Source organism: Massilia sp., from assembly GCF_046293535.1.
In the GTDB taxonomy this organism is placed as follows: Bacteria; Pseudomonadota; Gammaproteobacteria; order Burkholderiales; family Burkholderiaceae_D; genus Telluria.
Window position 1 is genome coordinate 1 of sequence record NZ_JBKBOV010000035.1, and the last position, 20930, is coordinate 20930.

Below are 20930 nucleotides of genomic sequence, written 5' to 3' on the forward strand. Positions count from 1 at the left end.
GGCGCAGCCGAAGCCCCGGCGCAAACCCGTGCGCCGGCCGCCCAGCTTGCGCACGCCGCCGGCCCCGCCCCTGATCGCGTCCACCCAGGACGACGCCAGCTTCGCCGTGGCCCCGCCGCCGCTGCCCGAGATCGAAGCAGGCCCCCAGCCCCTGATCGCCAGTGCCGAGCCTGAGCCGCAACCCGAACCGGACCAGGCGGCCCTCGCGGCACTTGCGGACGAGGAGGCCGAAGGAGAAGCCGAGCGCCGGCGCGAGGAAGCGCTGGCCGAAGCAGCCCGTATTGCAGCCGCCGAGGAGCAGCAGCGCCTGGAGGCCGAGGCCGAACGCCGCTTGCGCGCAGAGCAGGATCGGCTTGCCGCGCAGCGCGCGCAACAGGAGCGGCTGGCCGCCGAGCACGAACGCGCACTCCTGGCCCGGCGCGAGGCCGCGCAGGCCGAAGAACAAAGCCGGGCGGAGCGGGAACTGGCGGAACGGCTGCAGGCGCAGCAGCGCCTGCAGGAACAGCAACTGGCCGAACGCCGTCACGCCGAGCAGCTCTCCGCCGAGCAGCGGCAAGCGGAGCAGCTCGCCGCCGAGCGCGCGCGGATCGCCCGCCAGCAGCAGGAAGAGCGCGAGCGCGCCGACGCCGAGGAGCAGCGCCTGGCACGGCTGCGCGAACGCGAACAGGCGCTGGCACTGCAGGCCGAGCAGCAGCGGGCGGCCGAACGCCTGGCCGCGCAAGAGCTTGCGCGCCGCCAGGCCGAGGCAAGCGAGCGCCAGCGTACTGAGGAACTGGCGCGGCGCCAGGCCGCCGAGGATGCGGCGCGCCGGCAGGCCGAGGAGCGCGCCCGGTCCGAACGCCTGGCGCGTGAACTGGCCGAGGAAGCGGGACGCCGCATCGCGGCCGAGCGCCGGCAGGAATCGCCGGGACCGGGCAGCGGCAGCCCCGGTCCGGGCGGCCCGGGCAGTGGGAGAGGGGACGGCGCATTGCCGGCCGGCAGCGTGCCGGGCAGTGCGATGGCTACCCGCGCGCGCGAACTGCTGCGTGGCCTGAGCATTCCGAACGTGGCGCCGCCGCCGGCCCGGCCGGAGGATGCGCCTGGCGCGCGCCGGGTACTGGCCGACGGTACCGAACGCGACGTGCCGCTGCGCCTGTACATCGACAGCGTACGCCAGAAGCTCGAACGTACCGCGGTCCTCGGCGGCGCCAGGTTCTCGGCGCGCGAGGTGCGGATCGACCCCCTGGTCAGCCTGACGCTGCGCAGCGACGGCAGCGTCGACGACGTGACCATCGTGCGCTCGAGCGGCCGTGCCGACATGGACGATGCGGTGCGCCGCTTCGTCCAGCTCAATGCGCGCTACGCCGCCTTCCCGCCGAACGTGGCGGCGCGCTTCGACATCATCGAAATCCGCCGCGTGTGGCGTTTTGCCGACGGACTTAAATTACTGGAGGAAATTCGCTGAGCCATTGCGCAGCCGCTGTTTGATCAGCTGCAAAGCCAAGCCTGATAGACACCGTACGCTGAACTGGACCGTTCAAGTATGACGTCTATTTTTGATAGGCAACAATCATGGCTGCGATTTGTTCAGTTGCAATATCAGGTTACCGCCGGCTGGTGCTGTTGCCAGTGCTGGCGCTGACCCTTTCCGTCTTCCTGCCGGGTTGCACCACCGGCATCCAGTTCGCCGGCGGCGGCAAGGACGGCGCCAGCGATGCGCCGCCCACCGAGATCATCACCGAGCAGCTGATCGAGAGCGAACGGCGCGCGCTCGCCGAGCAGTCGCGGCAAGATCTTTCCCCGCTGATCGTGCGCAACCCGGCGCCCTACACCATCGGCCAGGGCGACGTCCTGTCGATCGTCGTGTGGGACCATCCCGAGCTCGCCGGCAGCGGCATGACCGCCGCCACAGCCGCCCTCGACAGCGGAACGGCCTCGCCCAGCGCGGTCCAGCCCGGGTTTGCCGTGGACCACATGGGACGCATCCAGTTTCCCCTGATCGGCCTGCTGCACGTCGAGGGCCAGACCGAGGAGCAGGCCAGGGCGCTGCTCACCAAGAAGCTGGCGCGCTACATCGCCCAGCCCAGCCTCACCCTGCGCGTTCAGTCCTACCGCAGCAAGCGGGTCTACATCGACGGCGAGGTCAAGGCGCCCGGCCTGCAGGCCATCAACGACATCCCCATGACCCTGGTCGAAGCCTTGAACCGCGCCGGCGGCATGCTGCCGAGCGCGGACCAGAGCCGCATCATGATCGAACGCGGGCCCAGCCGCTACATGATCAACCTGCGCGACCTGGTGCAGAAGGGTGTCAACCCGGGCACCGTCTTGCTGAAACATGGCGACGTGGTGCGCGTCCATTCGCGCGACGAAAGCAAGGTCTTCGTGTCCGGCGAGGTCGTCCAGCCGCGCGCGCTCACCATGCACAACGGCCGCCTGACCCTGAACGAGGCGCTCGGCGAGAGCGGCGGCGTCAGCCCCCTGAGCGGCGACGCGCGCCAGATCTACGTGGTGCGCAAGACGCCCGAACGCACCCGCGTGTTCCAGCTCGATGCGCGCGTCAGCGGCGCGCTGGCGATGGCCGAATCCTTCGAGCTGCGGCCGAAGGACGTCGTCTATGTCGCCGCCTCGCCCCTGGCGAACTGGAACCGTCACCTGAGCCTGCTGTTCCCGGGCGCACTGACCAACGCGGTCGGCGTGACGACCCGTCCCTGAACACCCGATCCCGAGCAAGGCCCGCCACCATGAGCAATCCAGCCGACGCCCACCCGCTGACCCACATCCCGCACAGCCCGCCCGTGCTGTCGGTGCCCTTCGACCCGCGGCCGCCCGAACCCCTGCCGGAAGAGTCCACCGTCGACCTGAAGGGCTACTTCAACACGCTGTACGACAGCCGCTGGCTGATCGGCAGCATCACCGCCTTCATCACCGTGGTGGCGGTCCTGTACGCGCTCGTCGCCAAGCCGGTGTACGAGGCCAACCTCATGATCCACGTCGAAGAGGAAAGCCCGAACGCGTCCAAGAACATCCTGAGCGAAGCCTCGTCCCTGTTCGAGACCAAGAAGGCGGCGATCGCCGAAATGGAGCTGCTGCGTTCGCGCATGGTGGTGTCGCGCGCGGTGGACAACCTCCAGCTCTACATCGAGGTCCAGCCGAAGTACTTCCCCGTGGCCGGCTTCTGGTTCGCCAACCAGAACGCCGGCAACCTGTCCACGCCGGGACTGTTCGGCTACGGCGGCTACGTCTGGGGCGGCGAGAAGGCCGACGTCTCGGTGTTCGAGGTGCCCGATTCCTGGCTCAACCGGGAATTCGTGCTGACGGCGCGGGCCGGCAACCGCTACCGCTTCTCCGGCGGCGGGCAGCGCCTGGCCTTCGACGGCACCGTGGGCCAGCGCTACCGGGTACCCCTGCCGGACGGCATGCTCGAGATCAAGGTGGACAACCTGTACGCGAACCCGGGCGCGCGCTTTCGCATCAAGCGCAAGTCGCGCCTGAGCACGATCCAGGCGATCCAGCGCTCGATGGTGATCACCGAGCAGGGCAAGCAGTCGGGCGTGATCGAGGTCAAGCTGCAGGGCGAGAACTCGGCGAGCATCAACAACCTGCTGAGCGAAATCGGGCGCGAGTACATGCGCCAGAACCTGGCGCGCAAGACCGAGGAAGCCGAGAAGTCGCTGGCCTTCCTCAATCAGCAACTGCCGATCCTCAAGCGCCAGCTGGAACAGTCCGAAGACCGCTACAACCAGTTCCGCAACGCGCACGGCACCGTCGACCTGCGCGAGGAAGCCCGCATGAGCCTGGCCCAGGCCGCGGCCGCGCGCACCCGGCGCATGGAACTCATCCAGAAGAAAACCGAGCTGCTGGCGCGCTTTACCGAAGACCACCCGATCGTGATGGCGATCAACCGCCAGCGCAAGGAAGTCGACGCCGAGATCGACGCCATCGCCAGCCGCATCCGCACGCTGCCGGTGATGGAGCAGGACGAGGCGCGCCTGACGCGCGACATCAAGGTCAACACCGACCTGTACACGGCGCTGTCGAACACGGCGCAGCAGCTGCGCCTGATCTCCGTCGGCCGGGTCAGCAACGTGCGCCTGGTGGACGCGCCGATCGCCCCCGAAAAGCCGATCAAGCCGAACCGGCCCCTGATCGTCGCGATGGCGGTCGTCACCGGCCTGTTCCTCGGCACCCTGATCGCCTTTACCCGCAAGGCCATGCGCGGCGGGATCGACGATCCGCAGAAGATCGAACGGATGCTGCGCGCGCGGGTCGTGTATGCCTCGATCCCGCACAGCGTCAACCAGGAAAAGCTGATGCGCAAGTCCAAGCCCGATGGCGTGTTGCCGCTGCTGGCCCAGATCCTGCCGGAAGACCCGGCGGTCGAGAGCCTGCGCAGCTTCCGCGCGGCGCTGCAGTTCTCAATGCCGCACTTCAAGAACAACGTGGTCATGATGGCGGGTCCGACGCGCGACCTGGGCAAATCCTTCATCGCCGCGAACTTCGCGGCCGTGATGGCGGCCAGCGGCAAGCGCGTGCTGCTCATCGATGCCGACATGCGCAACGGACACCTGCACCGCTACTTCGGCATCGAACGCGGCAAGGGGCTGTCACGGGCGATCGCCGGTGGCGCGACCGTGGACGAGGTCATCCACCGCAACGTGCTGGACCGGCTCGACTTCATCCCGACCGGCGAACTGCCGACCAACCGGGCGGAATTCCTCCTGCACCTCAACTTCGGCACCCTGCTGGAGACGGTCAGTCCACAGTACGACCTGGTGCTGATCGATCCGCCGCCCTTGCTGGCGGTGGCGGACGCCCTGATCATCGGCGCCCACGCGGGGGCCGTGTTCCTGGTGACGCGCTCCGCCGTGACCACCGAAGGCCAGATCAACGAGTCCATCAAGCGCCTGAACCATGCGGGCATCTCGCCGCGGGGCGTGCTGTTCAACGACATGGCACTCAGGCTGGGCGACTACAGCTCCCAGTATGGCGGCGGGCCGCAGCTCGCCTACGTGGCCTGAGCAGCGCCTGCCTGGCGACCCGGTTCGATGGGCGGAAGGCGCCCGTCGGCCGGCTGCATTCTTCAGGCGGCGCCGTCCATGAGCGCTGGCACGGACGCCTCGGCGTCCGCTGGCGCGCGTGGCAGTTCCGGCTGCTGTCTTTCAGCTTCCTGTCCCATCGTCCTGGCCATCCCACTTCGCCGGAAGCACGGCCGGCTGCAGCCGAAAGCCGCGCGTCTGCCCGTTGCCCCCTCCACAGCGGCAGATCACCGCAGCGTTCACCCAACCACAGCGCTGGCCCGGCGGAGGCTAATACAGTGAAAGCGCGGCGGCGCTGTCGATCCGGCGCCGTGCAGCCCGGCTCAGGCGTCCGCCCCAAGCGCGTCGCGTTGCCGTCCCCAGGCATGGGGGAAGACGGAGGAAGACAGAATGGCGTCTTGCCGCGAAGCGGAAAATGCAAAGGCCCGGCTTGCCTACGGCTGCCGGGCCTGTGACGTGGGCGCTGCGGACCCTCCGCCTTTCCGATCGCCTCAATCGGGCGACAGGGCGACCCGCACCGGCTTCGGGCGCGGGCTCAGGAGCAGGTTCTTCAAGCTATTGCGGATGCGGATGGTATGCCGCTCGAACAGCAGGTAGAAGCCATAGGCGGCCAGCACCAGGGCGCCGAGGAGGACGACATACCACAGGAAGTCGATGGCGGCATTCGGGTCGAGGCGCTCGCGCCCGAGGAACCGCTGTCCGAGGTGGCGCAGCAGGTAGATCACTGGTACATGGAGCACGTAGAGCGAGAACGAGAACTCCGAGAAGAAGACGGCAAGCCGGTTGCCGCGGACATAGGCCGGCGCTGCCGTGTCGACCGGTCGCTGGAACGAGGCCAGCAGGAGCAGGAAGGGAATGCTGCAGATGAGGTCCTGGACAAAGGAGCCCGGCACCAGGTCATCGTTGCTGCCACGCAGCCGGTAATAGACGAACAGCGCCAGCGTCATCGCCAGCAGCAGCGCCTGGAAGGCCTTGCCGCAATCGACGCGCACGCGCGAGAAGAGCGCGCCGAGTAGCCAGATGGCGAAATACAGCGAGATCATGTCGCGCAGCGTCGCCAGCAGCAGGATCAGGGCGGCGGCGGCGGCGGCGCGGCGCAGCACGCCGCCACCGGCAATCATGAGCAGCAACAGGGGGAACTGGATGTAGTACCAGGTCTCGTGCGCCAGGCTCCACAGCGGATAATTGCCGCCGTACTCGGGAACGGTAAGGGTCTGCAAGCCGAGGAGGTTGCCGGCGAGCGCGGTCGCCGAGAATTCGTTGCCCGGGTTGAAGTCGATCGGGCCGGGCGCGGCGGCGCCGATGACCAGGCCTACGGCCAGGCTCAGCAGCAGTGTGGGCAGCAGGACGGTCCAGAGCCGGGTGAAACGGTCGATCGCGTAATGGGCAAGGGCCTGCGGTTTGCCGATGCGGTTCATCAGGCTACCGCCCACCAGCCAGCCGCTGATGAGGAAGAACACGACCACGGCCTGGTGGGCGAAGCCGGTGACGAAGGCCAGGCCCATGTAGGCCATCGACGGATCTTCGAGTGTGCGCAAGCCGGGATAGATTTCGGCGCGCAGGTGCGCCGCCGCGACCTGCAGGGCAGCCAGGCCGCGCAAGGCGGAGATCAACAGCGACTGCATCGCGTTCTCGCCCAGGGGCGCCCGTGCTTGCCAATGTATCGAGGGGAAGGAAACCATGTGTCTCTCCATTGGTAGAAAATTGCTAGCCGCATGTATCCCAGGAATAGGGCTGGGCCTTGCCGGACAGCGCCAGCGCCACCTTGATCATCCAGTAACCGACATGCGCCGACTGCATCAGCGAGGCCGATGCGAAGAACACCAGCACGGCGCACAGGGCTGCGACGGGAGCCGTCGCGACGCCGTGCGGCTCCGCCTGGTACACGGTACCGAGGCTGGCGCAGGCGCCGAGCAACCAGCCGGCGGCTGCTTCCGCGACCGCATGCTCGTCCAGCCGGACCAGCGCGAAGGCCATCAAGAGCCCGAACGCCAGCCCGGCGCCGGCGGCCGCCAGCCCGGCCCTGCGCCCGGCCGGACGCAGCAGCAGGTAGCCGAGCACCGGGTACACCGCGGTCACGCCTGCCGCGTGGCCGCTGAATGCCTTGAAATCGAGCACCGCAATGTCGATGCCCCAGCCCATATAGGCGATCTTGCTGCCACCGACGAGCGCGATCGTGCCGCCGTACAAGAGCGTCCAGGCAAGCGCGGCGCGCCAGGCGCGGGCGGCCAGCAACCAGGCGCCGGCTGCCACGGCCAGCGGCAGGGTGAATTCAATGTCGCCGAGGTGCAGCAGTTGCATCGCAAGCCCGTCGCTTCAGCGCACGATGGCGGCAAGGGTGTGCGCCAGGATGCGCACGTCGCCCCAGAAACTGCGTTCTTTCACATAGCGCACGTAATAGTCCAGCTTGACCGGCAGCACGGCCTCGACATAGGCCCGTTCCGGATCGGCTGCGCGCGCCAGGATCGCGTTCTCGTCCTTGTAGCGGATGGCGGCCCAGTCGGTAATGCCGGGCGCGACCGACAGCACCACCCGGCGCTGCTCGGGCGGATAGCACTCGACGTAGCGCGGCACTTCCGGGCGCGGACCGACCAGGCTCATGCTGCCTTGGACGACATTCCATAGCTGGGGCAGTTCATCGAGCTTGTAGTAGCGCAGCAAGCGCCCGGCGCGGGTCACGCGCGGATCGGCGCCGACGGTCAGCTGGGGACCATCCATGGGGCGTTGGCGCATGGTGCGGAACTTGTAGATCGTGAACAGCCGGCCGCCGCGGCCGACGCGCTGCTGGCGGTACAGCACCGGCCCCGGCGAGTCCAGCCTGATCCAGAGCGCGATCAGTAGCAGCAACGGGGCCAGCAGGAGCAGGCCGGCGCCCGCACCGAGCAGGTCGAAGGCCCGCTTGCTCATGACAGCAGCTCGTGCAGCGCCGCGGCCACCCGGTCCTGGTCGGCATCGAGCATGCGGGTGTACAGCGGCAGCGAGAGCATTGTCTCGAAGCTGGCCTCGGCGACCGGGAAGGCCTCGGGGTTCAGGCCGCAGCTGTCGCGCCAGTAGGGCTGGCGGTGCAGGGGAATGAAGTGCACGCTGGTGCCGATGCCGCGTTCCGCCAGCTCGTTGATGAGGGTGTCGCGGTCGATGGGGGCGTCGTCCTGCAGCCGGACCACGTACAGGTGCCAGGCATGGGTGCTGCCGAACGAAGGGTGCGCCGGCAACTGCAGAGGCAGGCCGGCCAGGGCCTCGTCGTAGCGGTGCGCCAGCCAGCTGCGGCGCTGCTGGAAGCGGTCGATCTTGCGCAACTGCTCGATGCCGATCGCCGAGGCGATGTCGGTCAGGTTGTACTTGAAGCCGGCCGCGACCACCTCGTAGAACCAGGCCGGCACCCGGGAGGTGTAGCGGTCGAAGGCGTCGCGGTTGATGCCGTGCAGGCGCATGCAGCGCATGCGCGCGGCCAGTTCACTGTCGCGCGTCACCACCATGCCGCCTTCGCCGGTGGTCATGGTCTTGTTGGCATAGAAGCTGAAGACGGTGATGTCGCTGTCCAGGGTGCCGACCAGCCTGCCGTCGAGCCGCGTGGGGAAGGCGTGCGCAGCGTCCTCGATGACGCGCAGGCCGTGGCGCGCGGCCAGCGCCAGGATGGCATCCATGTCGCAGGCCAGGCCGGCGTAGTGCACCGGCATCACGGCGCGGGTCCGCGGCGTGATCGCCGCCGCGACGGCGGACGGCGAGATGTTCAGGGTGACCGGGTCGACGTCCACCAGCACCGGACGGGCGCCGAGGTAGCGCACGACTTCGGCGGTGGCGGTGAAGGTCATGGTGGGGACGATGACCTCGTCGCCGGGACCGATGCCCACGCTTTCCAGCGCCAGGTGCAGGCCGGCGGTGGCGGAGTTGACCGAGATCGCCTGCACGTCGGCGCCGAGGTAGGACTGGAATTCCTGCTCGAAGCGGCGCGTCGTCGGTCCGGTGGTTACCCAGCCGGACCGCAGGCAGGTTTCGACGGCCCGGATTTCCTCGTCGCCGATGTCGGGCAGCGCAAAGGGCAGGAAGGTCCGCGGGATGTTGTCCAGCGGGTCAGCGGTCGACTGCGAGGCAGCCTGTTCCTGTTCAGCCATGGGAAACCTCGTGTGCGAAAGTGGTCAGGAAGCGTTGTCCGAGGACGGGATAGGTGAGGTTGGCCAGCGCGTGGACGCGGCCGCGCTCGCCCAGCGCGCGCCGCTCGCCCCTGGACAGGGCCAGCAGGGACGCCAGCCCGTCGGCGACGGCGCGCGGATTCTCCGGCGCCACCGTCAAGCCGCAGCCGGCCTCCAGCACCGGATCGTTGCCGGCTTCGACCGCGTGCAGGACCGGGCAGCCGCCCATCATGTAGTCGATCAGTTTGTTGGGCGCGATGCCGAAGCGGTACAGGGGCTGGCGCTGCCAGCCGAGATAGGCGATGTCGATGCGCGCCATCAGGGCCGGGATCTGCGCCTTCGGGATGGGCGGCGCGAAGTACAGGTGCGCCAGGCCGAGTTCGCGCGCGCGCCGTTCGAGGCGGGGCTTCTCGGGGCCGTCGCCCACCAGCACGAAGGCGGCCGGCTGGTCGTTCATGAGGGCGGCGGCGTCGAGCAGGGTGTCGAGCGCATTGGCCAGCCCGTGGCTGCCGGCGTAGCCGACCACGGTGCGGCCCTGGGCGCGCAGGCCAGCCAGCAGGGCGTCGAGTTCCTCGGGCAGCGCCGGCGGCGCGGCCAGCCATTCGGCCGGGTCGGTGCCGTTCGGGATGACGTGCAGCTTGTGCGGCGCCATGCCGCGCGCCTCGAGGTGCTCGCGCACCTTGGGCAGGATCGACACCACGGTATCGGCATGGCGGCAGGCATAGTCCTCGGCCGCCTGCAGCAGCCGGATGAAGGGGTGATGGCGCGAGAAACCGCCCAGTTCCATCGGCGAGAGCGGCCACAGGTCGTGCACCTCGTGCAGCAGGCGCGCCCCGGCGAGGCGCGCGATCCGGTGCGCCGGCCAGATGTCGAGCGGGTAGGTGCTGGAGGCGATCACCACCTGCGGCGCCACCTCGCGCGCCAGCGCGGGCGCTTCACGCCACAGGCGCGCCACGAAGGCCGCCATGTTGCGCACCCGGGCCAGGCCGTTGCCGCGGTAGGGCGGCGTGGCGAACCAGGTGTAGTCGATGCCGTCGATGTTCTCGTCGCGCCGGCTGCGTCCCGCCATGCTCGGGGCGCGGGCGCGCACGTGGGCATGGCTGGCGGCTACGATCCGTACCCGGTGTCCGAGCCGCACCCACTCGCGCGCAAGGTAATAGGGCCGGTATTCCATGCCGTGGTGCACCGAGCCGGCATAGTGGTTGATCAGGAGGATGTTCATGGTGGTATCGAGGTGATGCGCCTCAGGCGCGCCAGGCCACTTCTTCGACCAGGCGGCGCATGTTGCAGCGCGTGCTTTCGACCCAGTTGGTCTCCCATTGCACCGGATGGGTGAGCAGGCAGATATGCCGGTACTTCCCGAGCGCCTCGAAAGGCGACAGCGGGTAGTAGTAGACCGGGTGCTTGCGGTCGCTGATGTAGATGTCGAAGCAGCGCAGCAGCGCGGCATCGTAGGATTCGCATTCGATGCCGCAGCGGCGGCGCAATGCGTCGTCGCGCAGCAGTTCGTGGTTGATGACCTTCAGGCGACGGTTGGCGAAGTCGCCGTGGCTCGCCACCGTCGTGAGCGGCATGCCCAGGCGCTCGACGATCTGGCCGACGTTGCGGGCGAACAGTTCGCGGATCTCGGGGAAGCGCTGGCGTACCGCGTCGGCACTGCGCAGGCGGTGGCGCTTGGCGAAATCGGCCACTTCCTCGTAGTGGTAGCTGGCTTCACTGCCGGCAGCCTCGATCTCGCGCATGAAACCGAAGTCCAGCGTGCAGAGCCGGAAGTAATAGCTCGCATGGACGCCATGGCGCGATTCGATGGCGAACATCTTCTTGGCGGTGCGCAGGTCGCTGTCGATATCATGCCGGTGCACGAAGCTGCGTTCCATGGGTTGCCCCTGGGCGCGCTCGCCGCCATAGGCCTGGCGGAAGAATTCGCGCACCGACAATTGGGCATAGCCGGCGCTGGCGACCTCGCGCACGAGGGCGTCGTACTCGCCGAGACGGCTCGGCATCAGGTAGTCCGCATAGACACGGTTGAGCATGGCGTTCATGGCAGGCTCATTGCAGGTGATAGCTGGCGCGGTAAGGGCGGAAGCCCAGGATGGTCTTGAAGTTCCGCAACCCGGGCTGGGCGCCGAAGAACGTGTCGTACATGACATAGCGCACCTTGCCGGCGTCGATCAGCCGGCAGATCGCTTCGCTCAGGAGCAGGTGCATGATGCCGTCGTTATTGCGGATTCCCATCATTTGGGAAAACGAAGCGAAATTCCCGTAGATACCCAGGGTGGCGTAGGCGACGAGCTTGCCTTGCGGATTTAATACGCCCCAATAATGGAAATGTTTTTGACGGTCGAAGCGTTCCTGTTTTTCCAGGTAATGCCCGTCCATTTTCCGGCCCTGCCGCACATCCAGGCTGGTATTGATCTCGTGGATATCGTCGACATGATCGTTGCGGTCGATTTCCCGCACTACATAACCGCGGCTGCGGGCCCGCTTGGCGTGATATCCGCCCTGGTTCTTGCCCTTGATGTGGTCCAGGTAGGCTTCGCGATTGGGGAATTGCGCGAGGTCGACCAGGGCGGCGCCGATGGTTTTATGGCGAATGATCTTGAAACGCGGATGCGGTTTCGTGTAATTGCGATAGGTTGCCTTGATATCGACCGGATCGATTTGCTGCGAGAAATGAAGCTGCGCACGCGGCAGCTTCATTACCTCGAGAAACGTATTGTAGTGTTGCAAAAACATAGTCGGTCTCATATATCCTTGATAACTGAACAATACGGCCGATGGCGCCGGTCCCTTTTAACCTAAGATAAAACCTTGGCTTTTAATCAATCGATTGAGCGAATTGGATGGGCGGACAGATTGCTTTGCTTAAACGGTTTTTTTCGAGTCGAATGCCCGGACAGCAGATCGGCATAGAACGCAATCAGCTTGGCTTCCTCGTTTTCCCAGTTGTAGCGATCGAGGACGGCGCGGCGGCCGTTGGCGCCCATCTCGCGCGCCTGGCGCGGATGGGAGGCAAGGTGGTCGATCGCGGCAGCGATCGCAGCAGGGTCGCGCGGATCGACGCACAGGCCGCAGCGGCTGCCTTCGACGATGTCGCGCCAGAGCGGAAAGTCGGAAGCGATCACGGGAATGCCGGCGGCCATGTATTCGAACATCTTGACCGGCAAGGCCTCGCGGTAGCTGGCGGTCGGCAACAGGGTGACCAGGCCGGCGAAGGCGCGCCCCATCACCCTGGCGATGCCCTTGCGGTCGAGGTGGCCGAGCGCATCGACACGGCGCCAGCCGGGGTGGCGCCTGACCTCGGCCTCCAGTTCGGCCTCGGCAAAGCTGCCGGCCAATGCCAGCCGCGCCGGCGTGCGCAGCAGGGCGCATGCCTGGACCAGCTCGCGTACGCCGCGGATCGCCGAGATGCTGCCGACATAGCAGAAGCTGGCGCGCGCCTCGCCTGTGGGCGCCGGCCCCGTGAACTCCTCGGCGCGCGGGTAGTTGTTGACGTCCACGAGCAGGGCCTGGTGCGCGGCCAGCCGGTCGCGGATGGTGGGTGTCGCCGCCAGCACGCCGTCGAAGCGGCGCAGTGCGCCGCCTTCGAGCATGCCGTAGGCGCGTGACAGCAGGCGCGCGTTGCGCGGCGACAGGTAGGGTTTGTCGAGCAGCTGGTTGGGGACGTCCTCGTGGGCGTCGAAGACCACCTTGCGACCGCCCAGGGCGAGCCGCAGGCCGACGGGAATCAGCTCGGGGTCGTGCAGTTGGTAGACGTCGGCGCCGAGCGCCAGCGCCGCGCGGCCGACCCGCCAGGTGGTGCGCAGCATGCGTTCGCCCCGTCCCGAGGGACGTCCGACGTCGACGATCCGGATGCCGTCGCGGCAGGCGTCGCCGAGGCCGTCGGCCACGACCAGGGACAGTTCATGTCCATGGCTGGCGAGGCTGCGGCACTGCTTGACGAAGATCCGTGTATCGAAGCGCGGATGTGCCGAGCTCAGGTGCACGATACGGGCCATGTTTCCTCTCGTACGAATATGGCGCGGACGCCGGTGGTGGGGCAGGGGCATGGCCGCAAGAGGATCGGCGCCATGCGTCCCTGCCGCGCGCCGTCTTTCAGGCCGCCTTGCCGCCGGTCTGCTCGGCAACAGCTTCGTCGCGCAACTGCGCCAGTCCCTGGGCCAGCGCCTGCACCACGCGATGGGCGCTGGGGCGGTCGAGATAGGGCCCCATCGGCAGGCTCAGTACCTCGTGCGCCAGGCTGGCCGCCACCGGGCAGCCGCCCGGGCTGGCCCAGTGGGCGTAGGCCGGCTGGCGGTCGATCGGCACGGGGTAGTGGACCGCGGTCGGGATGCCGGCCGCGTGCAAGACTTGCTGCAGGCGCTCGCGCTGCGGGACCAGCACCGTGTACTGGGCGTACACGCTGGTCCGGTCCGGCTTGCAGCCGACCGGCTCGAGCATATCAGCGGGCACACCCGCGAGCGTGCCGGCGAGCAGGTCGTCGTAGCAGGCGGCGGCGCGCTGGCGTTGCTCGATTTCCCACTCGAAGCGCTCGAGCTTGGCCAGTACGATGGCGCACTGCAGGGTGTCCATGCGGCCGCCGACGCCGATGCGGGTGTGCACGTAGCGGCGCGACTGGCCGTGCACGCGGATCTCGCGCATGGCGCTCGCCAGGCCGTCGTCGCTGGTGAAGATGGCGCCGCCGTCGCCGTAGCAGCCGAGCGGCTTGCTGGGGAAGAAGCTGGTGCAGCCGATGGTCGACAGGTTGCAGCTCTTGCGGCCGCGGTAGCTGGCGCCGAAACTCTGGGCCGCATCTTCGATGACGGCCAGGCCGTGGCGTTCGGCGATGGCGTTGATCTCGTCCATGTCGGCCGGCTGGCCGTACAGCGACACCGGGATGATGGCGCGGGTGCGCGGGGTGATGCGCGCCTCGAGCAGGCGGTGGTCGAGGTTGCAGGTGCCGGCCTCGACGTCCACGAACACCGGGGTGGCGCCCAGCAGCACGATCGCTTCGGCGGTGGCGATGAAGGAGAAGGGCGTGGTGATGACTTCGTCGCCGGGCTTGATGCCCAGCGCCATCAGGGCGATGATCAGGGCCTCGGTGCCGGACGACACCGTGATGCAGTGGCGCGCGCCGGTAAAGCCGGCCAGGCGCCCTTCCAGTTCCGCCACTTCCGGCCCCATGATGTACTGGCCGTGGTCGAGGACCGCCTGCATGCGTGCATTGATCAGCTCGCGGGAGGCGAGGTATTGCGACTTGAGGTCGATGAAATCCATGGGGTCCTCGTCAGGGTTGGAGGGCGGCGCGTTCGAGGTGGCAGGCGCCGTCGTGCAGCACGTACAGGTCGCCGGTGTGGGGGCAGCGGGCTTCGGCCTCGCGCCCGCCGGCGCTGTCGGCGCCGGGCAGGGGCAGGTCCAGGCGCTCGCCGAAGCGGCTGATCCAGCCGATCTGGCGCGCCGGCACCCCGGCCACCAGGGCAAAGGCGGGCACGTCGCGATTGACGACGGCGCCGGCGGCAACGAAGGCGTATTCGCCGACGGTGACGCCGCACACGATGGTGGCGTTGGCGCCGATGGTGGCTCCGCGCCGCACCAGGGTGCGCCGGTATTCGTGCTTGCGGGTCACCGCGGCGCGCGGGTTGTAGACGTTGGTGAACACCATGCTCGGGCCGCAGAACACCTCGTCTTCGAGTGTGACGGCGTCGTAGATCGAAACATTGTTCTGGACCTTGACCTGGTTGCCGAGCACGACGTCGTTGCCAACGTACACGTTCTGGCCCAGCGAGCAATCCTCGCCGATGCGGGCGCCGGCGCAGACATGGGCGAAGTGCCAGACGCGGGTGCCGTCGCCGAGGGCGGCGCCGTGGTCGACGATGGCGCTGGAATGGATGACGATGGCCATGATCAATACTCCAGCGGCAGGGCGATGCGCTTGCCATCGCGCGCCGAACGGTAGGCCGCGACCAGCACCTCGAGCGACTTCAGCCCTTCGCGTCCATCGGTTTCCGGCTCGGCCTCGCCGCGCAGCACCTTGATCACGTTGTCGTAGTAGAGCGGATGGCCGAAACCGTAGACCGAAGTGGTCTGGTAGCTGGCTTCCTTGACCCGTTCGTCGTCCGGATCGGGCGCGGCGAACTCCCACTGCTGCACTTCGTTGACGGCGACGCCGCCGATACGCGCGGTGCCGTGCTCGCCGAGGATGGTGATCGAGCCTTCCAGGTTGCGCGGGTAGGTCAGCATGGTGACGTTCATCGAGCCGAGGGCGCCATTGCGCCAGCGCAGGCTGATGACGCCGGTGTCCTCGACCTCGATGTCGCGCGCCAGGGTGGCGGTATAGGCCTGCAGGCTTTCCACCGGGCCGACGATCCAGTCGAGCAGGTCGACATAATGGCTGGCCTGGTTCATGAAGGCGCCGCCGTCGAACTCCCAGGTGCCGCGCCACTTGGCGCTGTTGTAGTACGCGTCGGGGCGGGTCCAGAACACGTTCAGGTTGACCATGTAGATGCGCCCGAAGCGTTTCTTTTCGACCGCGCTCTTGAGCAGCTGCAAGGTGGCGTTGCGGCGGTTCTGCTTGACGACGAACAGGCGCACCCCCGCGGCATCGGCCGCCGCGACCATGGCCTTGCCGTCTTCCCAGCGCGTGGCCATCGGCTTTTCGGTGATGACGTGGTGCCCGGCGCGCGCCACCTGGATCGCCTGCTGCGGGTGCAGCCCGGACGGGGTGCAGAGCACGAAGGCGTCGGCTTCGCACTCGGCCAGCATGCGGTCCAGGCTACGAAAGGCACGGGCGCCGGTGGCGGCAGCGGCCGCTTCGAGGGCGCGCGAATCGACGTCGCAGACCCCGACCAGTTCGGCGCGGTCGTGGTGCTCGCGGATGGCATTCATGTGGTTCTGGGCTATGCGGCCGCAGCCGACCAGGGCGAAGCGGATCTTGCGGTCGAGGATGGCAGGGGGGTAGGAACGCATCGTGTTCTCCGGCTTGTTCGGTGTGTGATTGCCTTGGTTTCGTGACGTGGGCTTGCGGCTGGTATCCGGCTCAGGCCTTGACGACGTTCGGCAGGCGCTCGGTGTAGACGCCGCGGGTGTCGACGATCAGGTTGGCGTACTGGCGCACCAGCTCGTAGTCGAAGGCGCTGTGGGCGGTGGCCACCAGCACCACGTCGTAGGAGGCGATCGCGTTCGGCGTGAGCGGCACGCTGGACAGCTCGAAGCGGTGCTCGCGCATGCGTGGGAACACCGGCACGTGCGGGTCGGAATAGTCGACGGTGGCGCCCTTGCGGCGCAGGATCTCCATCAGGGCCACCGAGGGCGACTCGCGCATGTCCTCGACGTCTTTCTTGTAGGCGATGCCGAGCACCAGCACGCGGCTGCCCATGATCGAGCGCCCGCGTTCGTTCAGGGCGTCGGTCACCTTGCCGATCACCCAGTGCGGCATGTCGCTGTTGATTTCGCCGGCCAATTCGATGAAGCGGGTGTGGACGCCGTATTCGCGCGCCTTCCAGGTCAGGTAGAAGGGGTCGATCGGGATGCAATGGCCGCCCAGGCCGGGACCCGGATAGTAGGGCGTGAAGCCGAAGGGCTTGGTGGCGGCGGCGCGGATCACTTCGTGGATGTCGATGCCCATGCGGTCGGCGATGATCTTCATCTCGTTGACCAGGCCGATGTTGACGGCGCGGTGGATGTTCTCGAGCAGCTTGGTGAGCTCGGCCGCGCGGGTGGAACTGACCGGGACCACGCGGTCCACGGCGGCGCGGTACAGGGCCAGGCCGGCTTCCAGGCAGGCGCCCGTGGAGCCGCCGCAGACCTTGGGAATGGTGCGGGTCTGGTAGTGCGGGTTGCCCGGATCTTCGCGCTCGGGCGAGAACACCAGGAACAGGTCGCGCCCCACCGTGAAACCGCGCGATTCCAGGCGCGGGCGCAGTTCCTCCTCGGTGGTGCCGGGATAGGTGGTGCTCTCCAGCGACACCACCTGGCCATCACGCACATAGGGCAGCAGGGCGCTGACGGTGCCGAGCACATAGGACAGGTCCGGCTCGCGGAAGGCGTTCAGCGGGGTCGGCACGCAGATGATCAGGGCGTCGGCCTCGCCGGCGCGGGTGAAGTCGGCAGTGGCTTCGAAACCGAGCTCGCGCGCCGAGCCGATCGCCCGGGCGTCGATGTGCTTGATGTAGCTCTCCCCGCGGTTCAGGCGTTCGACCTTCTCGGTGTCGATGTCGATGCCGAGCACCTTGAAGCCTTGGGCCGCATAGCAGAGGGTCAGCGGCAGGCCGACGTAGCCGAGGCCGACAATGCCGATGACGGCGGTGCGGTCCTGCAGCTTGGCCAGCAGCTGCTCCAGGTGAGGGGAGGTGTTCTCGTCGCGCATGTGTTTCCTCGTCGGTCAGTGGCAGTGGGGTGATGTCAAATCCGGAAAGGCACGAACTTCTTGATCAGGCTCGGCGCCTGGGTGTCGGCCACCAGCGGCGGTGGCGTCACCGGGGAGGTGGGCACGTACTCGGCGACGATGGCCTTCACCATCGATTCGATCGTGCCGCGCTCGTGGGTCTCGCAGGCCATCATCAGGCAGGTGATGCAGGTTTCCAGCACGCTGGGGCGCAAGGCGCTTTCCTTCATGCGCATGATGCGCGGGTGCTCGCTCGGAAAGACGGTGCCTTCGGTCAGCAGTTCCTCGTGCAGCTTTTCGCCGGGGAACAGGCCGACGAACTGGATCTCGATGTCGCCACGCGGGTTCTGCGGTGACCGTTCGGTGAGCCCGGACATGGCGATCATGGTGCGGGCCAGGTCGACGATCTTGACCGGTTCGCCCATGTCGAGCACGAACACGTCGCCGCCCTTGGCCATGGCGCCGGCCTGGATCACCAGCTGGGCGGCCTCGGCGATCAGCATGAAGTAGCGCGACACCTCCGGGTGGGTGATGGTCAGCGGGCCGCCGCGGGCGATCTGGCGCTGGAACAGCGGGATGACCGAGCCGGACGAGCCGAGCACGTTGCCGAAGCGGACCATGCAGAAGGTGGTGTGGGCGCCGTGGCGCACCGCCGCCGCCTGGAAGATCAGCTCCGCGATGCGCTTACTGGCGCCCATGATGTTGGTCGGGCGCACCGCCTTGTCGCTCGAGATCAGCACGCAGGTCTCGACCTTGTGCTGGGCGGCCGCGCTGGCGACGACCTGGGCGCCGATGACGTTGTTGCGCAGTCCTTCGACGATGTTGGCCTCGACCAGGGGCACGTGCTTGTAGGCGGCCGCGTGGTAGATGGTGTTGACCTTGCCGTCGCGCAGGATACGCTCGACCAGTTCGCTGTTGCAGACCGAACCCAGGTGGGCATGGATGGCCAGGGCCGGAAAGCGCGCGCTCAGCTCCTGGCGGATGGTGTACAGCGCGTATTCGGAATGGTCGAGCAGGTGCAGCTCGAGCGGGGTCAGCGTGACGATCTGGCGGCACAACTCGCTGCCAATGGAACCGCCGGCGCCGGTGACGAGCACGCTCTTGCCGCGTACGCAGCGGGCGAACAGGTCGAGCCGTGGCGGCACCGGCGCACGCCCGAGCAGGTCCTCGAACTTGAGTTCGCGGATCGAGCCGTGTGCCGGCGGCCGGTCGTCGGCCAGGTCGACCAGGCGGCTCAGGATCTTCACCGGCACGCCGGCCTGGCCGAGGCGCTGCATGATGTCGCGCAGGCGCTCCGGGGACACCGAGGGCAGGGCGATCACGATGGTGCGGATGCCCTGGGTCGTCACCAGTTCGGCCAGGCGGGTGGTATTGAATACCCGCAAGCCGGCGATCGTGCGTTCGTTCAGGGCGCGCTTGTCGTCGAAGAAGCAGACCGGGCGGTATTCGTCGCTGTGGCGCATCGCCTGCGCCAGGCGCGCGCCGGCGTCGCCGGCGCCATACACGGCGACCGCATCCGAACTGGCGGCGCGCCGCCCGCCATGGGCGCGCAACAGGTTGCGCAGGCCGATACGGGAAATGACGACATACGAGAAAACCACGAACCAGTAAATCGCGAGCGCGCTGCGCGGAAAACGCGGCTCATTCATGATGATTAATACGACATACACGCACAAAATGGCGAATGCGAGTGCGGCTCCGGTAAAACTCAATAAGCGCTGATCGATGAAGCGGATGACCGCGCGGTATAAATCGGACACCGAAAATGCGGCGATCGTGACCACGGCGACCAGCGCATAGGAGGCCGGGCCGAAATTCTGCGCAAGCTGCAAATCGCCACCCCGTAATATCATCGCGATCAGGAAACAGACCGGCAGTGCCAGCAGGTCGCACCCCACCATCAGGGCGATTTTGCTGGTGCGGCTCATCGACACCATCCGTACGCAAAGCTGGCTGAAAAGATCGGATCTGAAATTGGACATGGCAATCCGCTGCGGTTAGGAATTAATGAAAGCCTAGAGAAATTCGGGCGCGGCAATGCATAAAGCGAGATAATCCGGTTCTTATCCAGGAGTGAAACAAGTAAATAAAAGAAGTTTTGTAAATTTATTATCAGGCGGCTACTACTAATGGAGTTTGACCTGACTCAACGGCGGCAGGTGAATTAATTCGAAAGGGTCGAAAAATGAATATAGGAAATGAAAATAGGAAATAAATCGCCTATTTCATTTCCATTGATTATTTAATTGATGAGCGGAACTGATGAGCAGGCAGCCGGCGTGCCTGGAACGCGCCGCCGGGCGCCGCGAATCGAGAGGAGGGGAAATGACGACGCGCCGGCAGGCGGCGCGTCGGAAGGGGCGGGAAGCGCCGGCGCAGCCGGCAGCGGGTCAGGCCTTCGGGCGTCCCGGACGTGGTTGCGGCGCCATCGGCGGCACCGTGATCTCTTCGTTCAGGCGCAGGAACTTGAAGCCGGCCAGCACCTGCCCGGGCTTGCCCTCGCGCGCATTGCGCGCCTCGCGCTCGCTGGCGCGGGCGATGAAGGAGTCGAACGTCTCTTCGCGCACTTGCGGCGCCTGCGAGTGCAGGAAGCGGCGCTCGCCGTCCGGCCCCAGGACCACCAGCCCGACGTGCGAGGCCCAGTATTCGCCGTTGCGGGTCGAGATCACGTTCACGAAGTCGCCTTCCTGCAGCTGGCCGGCGATCGCCGCCACGGCTTCCTTGGCGACGAAGGCCTGGCGGCTGCTCTCGACCGGAATCTCGCGCACCGTGTTGTGGCGGGTGCGCAGGAAGCGCGCGCGGTCCACCGTCATCGAATAGGACGGTCCGCCCGGTCCGGCCAGTTCGGCGCTGACGTCGCTCACCAGCCAGCGGTTTGCCACGTTCCAGTCCATCTCGGTGTAGTGGTTGCGGGTGGCCACGCCGATCACGCCGTCGCGGTAGCGGATCCGCTGCAGCATCCAGAAGAATTCTTCCCAGGACTGCGACAGGGCCATCGCATAAGTGTGTTCCGCGAAGACCACGCAGTCGCTTTCCTTCAGGCTGAACAGCGGCAGGTTGTCGTGTATCTCATACGGAAATTCGCCCAGCAGGTGCAGCGAATAGGGCTGGCCAAGGTTCTTGCGGCCGATCGCCGCGATGCGCTTGCGCAGGTCGGGTTCGGCCGTGTGGATGTGGGCGATGTAGCGCCCCGCTTCCTGCGGCGTCATCTGGTAAATGGGTTTCTGCAGCACCACGGCCAGCGGCGTCTCCGCGGCCGGCATGGTGGAGGACTGCGGAGTCGGTGTGGTGCTGGCGCAGCCCGCGAGGGCGGCGCCGGCAAGCAGCATGCTGCTGAGGCGTATGGCGATGCGCATTTGTAAAAAAGAGACACTCGGTACGATGAAGATGCTGCCAAGCTACCGCCGCGCCTGCGAAAAAGGG

The 20930-nt window shown here is 67.2% G+C and carries 17 protein-coding genes; 3 read left to right on the forward strand and 14 right to left on the reverse strand.

Annotated features, from left to right (window positions below; translation table 11 throughout):
* From ACK4S9_RS17090 to ACK4S9_RS17100, 3 genes are all read left to right on the forward strand, one after another.
* A partial coding sequence (locus ACK4S9_RS17090; protein ID WP_409727986.1) for a TonB family protein occupies positions 1-1444 on the forward strand: 1444 nt, incomplete at its 5' end.
* A 152-nt stretch (positions 1445-1596) separates the two neighbouring features.
* Complete coding sequence (locus tag ACK4S9_RS17095) at positions 1597-2691, forward strand: polysaccharide biosynthesis/export family protein (RefSeq protein ID WP_409727989.1); 1095 nt, start codon at positions 1597-1599, stop codon at positions 2689-2691.
* A gap of 29 nt (positions 2692-2720) precedes the next feature.
* Positions 2721-4997 (forward strand): polysaccharide biosynthesis tyrosine autokinase, encoded by a 2277-nt coding sequence (locus tag ACK4S9_RS17100; RefSeq protein WP_409727992.1) that lies wholly within the window; start codon positions 2721-2723, stop codon positions 4995-4997.
* A 509-nt stretch (positions 4998-5506) separates the two neighbouring features.
* Here ACK4S9_RS17100 and ACK4S9_RS17105 read toward each other — a convergent pair.
* The 14 genes from ACK4S9_RS17105 to ACK4S9_RS17170 form a co-directional block, all read right to left on the reverse strand.
* Positions 5507-6697: an acyltransferase family protein gene (locus ACK4S9_RS17105; RefSeq protein WP_409727995.1), complete on the reverse strand. Its 1191-nt coding sequence runs from the start codon at positions 6695-6697 to the stop codon at positions 5507-5509.
* 25 nt (positions 6698-6722) lie between these two features.
* The gene (locus tag ACK4S9_RS17110; protein WP_409727998.1) at positions 6723-7316 is read right to left on the reverse strand and encodes a membrane-associated phospholipid phosphatase; all 594 of its coding nucleotides are present in this window, start codon (positions 7314-7316) and stop codon (positions 6723-6725) included.
* A gap of 15 nt (positions 7317-7331) precedes the next feature.
* Complete coding sequence (locus tag ACK4S9_RS17115; RefSeq protein ID WP_409728001.1) at positions 7332-7922, reverse strand: sugar transferase; 591 nt, start codon at positions 7920-7922, stop codon at positions 7332-7334.
* Positions 7919-9127: a DegT/DnrJ/EryC1/StrS family aminotransferase gene (locus ACK4S9_RS17120; RefSeq protein WP_409728004.1), complete on the reverse strand. Its 1209-nt coding sequence runs from the start codon at positions 9125-9127 to the stop codon at positions 7919-7921. The genes ACK4S9_RS17115 and ACK4S9_RS17120 overlap by 4 nt, the downstream gene beginning before the upstream one ends.
* A complete protein-coding gene (locus ACK4S9_RS17125; protein ID WP_409728007.1) occupies positions 9120-10367 on the reverse strand; it encodes a glycosyltransferase family 4 protein in 1248 nt (415 codons plus the stop codon). The genes ACK4S9_RS17120 and ACK4S9_RS17125 overlap by 8 nt, the downstream gene beginning before the upstream one ends.
* A gap of 22 nt (positions 10368-10389) precedes the next feature.
* Entirely contained in the window at positions 10390-11187 is a 798-nt protein-coding gene (locus ACK4S9_RS17130) for a hypothetical protein (protein ID WP_409728010.1), read from the reverse strand.
* A 7-nt stretch (positions 11188-11194) separates the two neighbouring features.
* Positions 11195-11881 carry a hypothetical protein gene (locus ACK4S9_RS17135; RefSeq protein ID WP_409728013.1) on the reverse strand — a complete coding sequence of 229 codons (687 nt, stop codon included), beginning with the start codon at positions 11879-11881 and terminating at the stop codon, positions 11195-11197.
* An 86-nt stretch (positions 11882-11967) separates the two neighbouring features.
* Entirely contained in the window at positions 11968-13143 is a 1176-nt protein-coding gene (locus ACK4S9_RS17140; protein WP_409728016.1) for a glycosyltransferase, read from the reverse strand.
* 97 nt (positions 13144-13240) lie between these two features.
* A complete protein-coding gene (locus ACK4S9_RS17145) occupies positions 13241-14401 on the reverse strand; it encodes a DegT/DnrJ/EryC1/StrS family aminotransferase (protein WP_409728019.1) in 1161 nt (386 codons plus the stop codon).
* Between the two features lie 10 nt (positions 14402-14411).
* The gene (locus ACK4S9_RS17150; RefSeq protein ID WP_409728022.1) at positions 14412-15026 is read right to left on the reverse strand and encodes an acyltransferase; all 615 of its coding nucleotides are present in this window, start codon (positions 15024-15026) and stop codon (positions 14412-14414) included.
* 2 nt (positions 15027-15028) lie between these two features.
* Positions 15029-16090: a Gfo/Idh/MocA family protein gene (locus ACK4S9_RS17155; RefSeq protein WP_409728025.1), complete on the reverse strand. Its 1062-nt coding sequence runs from the start codon at positions 16088-16090 to the stop codon at positions 15029-15031.
* A 70-nt stretch (positions 16091-16160) separates the two neighbouring features.
* Positions 16161-17489: a nucleotide sugar dehydrogenase gene (locus tag ACK4S9_RS17160; RefSeq protein ID WP_409728028.1), complete on the reverse strand. Its 1329-nt coding sequence runs from the start codon at positions 17487-17489 to the stop codon at positions 16161-16163.
* Between the two features lie 35 nt (positions 17490-17524).
* Positions 17525-19435: a polysaccharide biosynthesis protein gene (locus ACK4S9_RS17165; RefSeq protein ID WP_409728031.1), complete on the reverse strand. Its 1911-nt coding sequence runs from the start codon at positions 19433-19435 to the stop codon at positions 17525-17527.
* Positions 19436-19897: 462 nt separating this feature from the next.
* A complete protein-coding gene (locus ACK4S9_RS17170; RefSeq protein WP_409728034.1) occupies positions 19898-20863 on the reverse strand; it encodes an N-acetylmuramoyl-L-alanine amidase-like domain-containing protein in 966 nt (321 codons plus the stop codon).
* Between the last annotated feature and the right edge of the window lie 67 nt (positions 20864-20930).